Below are 521 nucleotides of genomic sequence, written 5' to 3'. Positions count from 1 at the left end.
CACTGCACTCGGTCAATCGTAAACGGCACAAGACCAATGGTAAGAATGGCATCGTCTTCTGCATTTAAGCCCGTCGTTTCAAAATCTACCGAGACAAACGGCACCTCTTTTAATGGCGTATCCCCATTCACCATAGGAGTCGAATAGTATCGCTTCAACCGTTGATCTTGCGCTTGCTCTGCCAACTGCTCAAACAATACTGACCACTCCGGCGTTTGCGAAGTATCGAGCAGCGGTGTACTCGCCTTACTTTTTGCCAACCACATCATTTACTGCTTCTTTGGTAGCGGAACTTAATGAAGTTCTGCGCATTGCTTAGAATTTGGAATGCCGCTTTCAGATTACGACGTTCGAAATCGGACATGTTTTCTGGCTCGATGTTGTTATCTGGCTCGTCGCCATTTTCAATATCCAAGGCTTGGTGACGGATTCGAACCATATAGATAAGCTCCATCGCATCTCGCAAGTCCATTCCTCGCCCTTTTGGCAGAATCCCGGCGTCATTAATGTCGTCTAATCGA

Annotated in this window: 1 protein-coding gene and 1 pseudogene; both read right to left on the bottom strand. The window is 47.0% G+C overall.

Annotated elements, in window-relative coordinates:
- Nucleotides 1-269, bottom strand: a pseudogene (locus R7Q11_RS29265) (3'-5' exonuclease); the annotation flags it as partial.
- The coding region (locus R7Q11_RS29260; RefSeq protein WP_318094493.1) for a putative nucleotidyltransferase substrate binding domain-containing protein at nucleotides 266-521 on the bottom strand (256 nt) is incomplete at its 5' end. The pseudogene R7Q11_RS29265 and the gene R7Q11_RS29260, both read right to left, overlap by 4 nt.

This window comes from Vibrio sp. 970, assembly GCF_033339075.1.
This window is presented reverse-complemented; position numbering and strand designations above follow the sequence as displayed.